The sequence below is a fragment of the Streptomyces sp. ActVer genome, from assembly GCF_027270795.1.
GTDB classification, from domain to species: Bacteria; Actinomycetota; Actinomycetes; order Streptomycetales; family Streptomycetaceae; genus Streptomyces; species Streptomyces umbrinus_A.
Genome location: NZ_JAPWHT010000639.1, coordinates 1 through 4,468 on the forward strand (window position 1 = coordinate 1; position 4,468 = coordinate 4,468).

The window sequence follows — 4,468 nt, forward strand, 5'->3', positions numbered from 1 at the left end:
GCGGGAGGCTCGGCTGGGCGGCGGCGCGGGCGGCGACGATCGCCAGAGCGAGCGGGAGCCCGGCACACCGGCCGACGATCTCCCGTACGGCGACGGATTCGGCCTCCACCCGGTCCGCGCCCAGCCGGCCGATCAGCAGTTCCCGGGCCTCATCGGCACCGAGCAGGCCGACGGTCAGCAGATGGGCCCCTTCGGCTGCGGCCAGCCCGGTCAGCGATCTCCGGCTGGTGACCAGGGTCAGACACCCCGGCGCCCCGGGCAGCAGCGGGCGGACCTGCTCGGCATCGCGGGCGTTGTCCAGCACCACCAGCACCCGCCGACCCGCCAGCAGACTGCGGTACAGGCCGGTCTGCGCCGCCAGGCCGGTCGGGACACGGGACACCGGTACCCCGAAGGCGTCCAGGAACCCCCGCACGGCCTCGGCCGGACTCACCACCGATCCGCCGGGATCGAACCCGCGCAGATTCACGTACAACTGCCCGTCGGGAAAGGCCTTTTGAGCCCGGCGCGCCCAGTGCACGGCCAGCGCGGTCTTGCCCACCCCCGCGGTGCCGGACACGGCCGAGATCACCACGGCCGACGACTGGTCCGCCGCCGAGGCCAGGATCTCCTCGAGCCGGGCGAGTTCCTCACCACGGCCGGTGAATCCGCGTACGCCCATGGGCAGTTGTACGGGGGGCCCGGCGGGCCACGGTGTTGTTGCCGAGGGCGGCCGAGGCGGGGGAGCAGCGGTGGGAGCTGCGGCGGCCGGTACCTGGGGCGTCGGCCATGGGGAGGGTCCGGGCAGGTCTCCCCGCAGGATCGCCTCATGCACCTCCCGCAAACCTGAACCGGGGTCGGCGCCCAGTTCCTCCGCCAGCCGTTGCCGGAGGGTCGCGTAGCAGTCCAGCGCCTCCGCGCCGCGTCCGGCGGCGTGCAGCGCCTGCATCAGCGCCTCGGTCAGGGGTTCCACCAGGGGATACTCGCCGAGCAGTTCGGTCAGTGGGCCGACCACGGTGACGGGATCGCCGACGCGCGACTCCAGGAGGGCCCATCCGACGACAGCGTCCACGCGTTGCCGCCGCCATGCCTCGCGCACACGCGCAGCCCACTGCCCGCCCAGTCCGGCCAGCGGCTCCCCGCGCCACAGGCCGAGCGCCTCACGCACCAGGGCCCCCGCCCGTGCCTCGTCCGCATGCCCCGCCGCCCTGGCCCGGCCGACCAGTTGCCGGAACCGATGTACGTCCACGCGGTCCGGGCGGGCCTCCAGAACGTACCCTCCCGATCGGCGCACCAGCCGTAACCGGACGTCCCCCGCGTCACCGGTCTGCTCGCACAGCCTGCGGATCCGGGCGATGTGGGCATGCAGCGCGCGCCGTGCCCCGTCCGGCGGATCCGTTCCCCAGACACGTTTGACCAGTACGTCGGCCGGGACGGGCCGGCCGGTGTCCACGGCCAGTGCCGCCAGCACGGCCCGGCGTTGTGGGGGTCCGACCTCCGCCGTGCGGCCCCGTACCGACAGTTCCACCGGACCGAGAAGTCGCAATTCCACCACGACGCCCGCACCCCCTGTGCAGATTTGCTTCACCTGTTGCGCACATACCGGTGCTGGGCGACAACCTATCGACAACGTCCCGACCCACACCCGGACTTCAGTGTGAATATGCACAGTCGGTGTCCAGGCACAGGTGGTGTCCCCGCTCGGGCGGCGATCCGCGCACGAGTCCGGATCGGCTTCGTATCCCTTCTCCCGTCGGGTCGGCGTCCACGGACCCGACGGCCGCGCTGGATGCGGTGACGAGCCGGTGGGGCGGCAGCCGTGCCGGGACGGGGAACGGCCGGTTCGAGCACGGACGGCGGGGGCCGTCCGCTCAGCGACCGCGCGCGAGGCGGTATTGGGGGAGATGGGCTTGAACGAACAACGGGGGGCGACAGCAATGGAGATGGGTGAGTTATCGGTGCGGCAGCTGGATCGGCCCTCCGAACCCGGGTCCGAGTACGTTGCGGTCCAGTCGCCGTCTTCGCCGGACGGCAGTGGGCGGAGCGTGTTGGAGGGCGCCTTCGAGCTGCTGGGAGCGGTGGAGCGGGCCGGGGAGGCCGGACTGACCAAGCTGGCGTCGAAGTGCGGGCTGCCCAAGACGACCGCGTACCGGCTGCTGGAACAACTGGTCGAGCTGGGTGCCGTGGAGCGATGTCGCGGGGGTTACCGGATGGGCCCGCGGCTGTTCCGGCTCGGGCAGGGGTGGCAACCGCATCCCGGGCTCCGATCCGCCGCGCGGGAGCCGGCGCGTCGCCTGGCGCGTGCCACAGGTGCGGTGGTGGGGCTCAGCGTGCTGCGGGAAGGGCAGACGCTGGTCCTGGACTGGACTGCCTGCGAGACCGATGAGGTGTTCGGACCCTTGCTCAACGACATGGCCTGGCCGTGGTTCACCGCGGCGGGCAAGGTGCTGGTGGCCGGGGCGAGTCCTCAGCTTCCCCTGGGTCCGCTGCCCTCGTCCTGGCATCGGGAGGCGGCGGCGATCCGGGACCGGGGGGTTGCGTTCGACCGGGAGGAGCTGGTGGCTGGTGTGTGTTGTGTGGCGGCGCTGTTGCACGGCCCGGGGGGTGTCCCGCTGGCGTCGTTGTGCGTCGTGACGGATCCGGCTCACAGCCTGGACCGGCTCGCAGGCGTCGTACAGCACACGGCAAGGACCATCAGCGCGACGCTGCGCGGCCGGTGAACCAGATTCTCGCAGGCCCAGCGCAGGGGTCACCTCCGCTCGCGCGGGGGTGACCCATCGCCGGATCCGCGGGCCCCTTCTTTCGGGGGCTACGGCCCCCTTGTGCCCGAAGTCCCGCCGTCTGGAGGGCTACGTGCGGGGGAGGGAGGTGTTGGTGATCGGGAGCGGCTGGTGCGCGCCCGCCACGTAGAGGTCCGTCGGAGCGGTGCGCAGCTCGAAGGTGTCGTCGTAGCCCGAGACACGCACGGACATCACGAAGAAGCCGTCGTCCTCGGCGGTGGTCCTCACGTCGTACTCCTGCTCCCAGTAGGTCTGCAGGAAGACCTCGGTGCCCTGGGGCTCCACCCCCTTGGGGAGGGTGACCTTGCCCTGGACGGTGAGGATGTCGCCCGCCTTCACCTTCTTCTTGTTGACCTTGTAGGTGACGGAGCTGGACTTGGTGTTGGCGGCCACGGTGGTGTCCGCGTAGTAGCCGTCCTGCGGGGTGTTGAGGTCGCCGTCCTCGTCGTAGAGGGCCGTGATCTCCACTTCGTGCTGGACGTTGAGCAGGCTGCTGCCGGTCACGTGGTCGATGTCGACGCCGGGGATGGTGAACTTCCCGTTGGCGTCGGTGACCGGCTTGCCCAGGTCGCGCGGCTCGTAGTAGGTGGGGTCGATCGGGTCGCCCCACGGATTCCAGGTGGTGAAGCGGACGACCTCCTGGATGGTGACGGGGATGTTGGGCGCCGGGGTGCCGTCGGCCTTGGTGACCGTGCCGGTGACGTCGACGCGGCGGGAGCGGACAGGGCGCCTGCGGCGAGCAGGAGCGCGGTGGTGGCGGCAAGCCGCGTCGGCAGGGACGTTCTGGGCACGGGTCAACTCCAACTTGAGTCGGTACTGGAGGAGTTGCGCCGGGCAGCACCGGTTCCGCCGCCGCGCACATGTGCGACACACCAGGTGCGATCTGCGATGTGAAGCGGGAGTTGTATCTGTGCGGCGCCTGTTACGCGGCTGTGGCAGGAGGCGGTTTTGTCCGGGTTGCGGGTTCACCCGGACGTCGGCTTCAGTCCGTCCTGCGTTGCCCTCGGCGGGTGGATGTTGGGGATGGGGGGAACCGGGAGCGTGACACGTCCGCGAACGCGGAACCCATTCCGCAGGGCGGCGGCTCTGATGCACCAACTTCAGCGCCACGTACGTTGCGGTCGATTTCGAGGTCCTGCTCCGCTCCAGTGGGCGTGGCGCTCTGCCGGTGAACAAGTGGGATCCCGGCGCCGCGTGCGACGGGCGTCAGGTGCAGTGTCAGCTCGACCAGTGCGCCTCACATCCGCACGTCCACCAACTCCCTCTCGCCGTCGGGCTGTTCACGAACACCTGGCCCTGCCTGAAAGGGCTGCCCGTCACCCCGGAGCAGGAACGGGCCTCATCGTCTGCCGCCAATCGGCGACCGTTCCATTGGGACAGAGCCCGACGGCCGACGCAGCGGGGCACCGCCCGCAGCAACTCCGACAGAGGCAGTGCAGTCGGGAAGATCTCGGATCTGTCGGACGGACGGCAGAGCCAATACTCTGAGACCCGTCCGCACTGTCTGGGAGAGTCGTGGCAAGTAGGTTCACCGAGTTGGTCGTTGACTGCCATGGGCCGGAGAGGCTTGCGGCCTTCTGGTGCGAGGTCCTGGACTTCAAGGTGATCGACCGGAGCGAGGGCAAGGTCGAGATCGGCTCCTGGGTGCCGACCGTCGAGGATGTCCGGGCCCGCCAGATGCCACCCACCCTGGTGTTCATCCAGGTGTC

The 4,468-nt window shown here is 70.5% G+C and carries 4 protein-coding genes; 2 read left to right on the plus strand and 2 right to left on the minus strand.

Features of this window, described 5'->3' with window-relative positions:
• The coding region (locus tag O3Q52_RS49475) for an AfsR/SARP family transcriptional regulator (RefSeq protein WP_269654987.1) at positions 1-1,534 on the minus strand (1,534 nt) is incomplete at its 3' end.
• A 388-nt stretch (positions 1,535-1,922) separates the two neighbouring features.
• Here O3Q52_RS49475 and O3Q52_RS49480 point away from each other — a divergent pair.
• Positions 1,923-2,699 (plus strand): IclR family transcriptional regulator, encoded by a 777-nt coding sequence (locus tag O3Q52_RS49480; RefSeq protein ID WP_269654988.1) that lies wholly within the window; start codon positions 1,923-1,925, stop codon positions 2,697-2,699.
• Positions 2,700-2,828: 129 nt separating this feature from the next.
• Here the strand turns inward: O3Q52_RS49480 and O3Q52_RS49485 are convergent, their stop codons facing one another.
• Positions 2,829-3,563 (minus strand): acyl carrier protein, encoded by a 735-nt coding sequence (locus O3Q52_RS49485; protein ID WP_269654989.1) that lies wholly within the window; start codon positions 3,561-3,563, stop codon positions 2,829-2,831.
• A 711-nt stretch (positions 3,564-4,274) separates the two neighbouring features.
• On the opposite strand from O3Q52_RS49485, the gene O3Q52_RS49490 reads away from it, so the two are divergent.
• Positions 4,275-4,468: VOC family protein (locus O3Q52_RS49490; protein WP_332113019.1), on the plus strand; the 194-nt coding region annotated here is incomplete at its 3' end.

What these genes read in the sequence shown, in the direction of transcription:
- O3Q52_RS49480 (WP_269654988.1), top strand. Translation starts at nt 1,923, where the DNA reads ATGGGTGAGTTATCGGTGCGGCAGCTGGATCGGCCCTCCGAACCCGGG.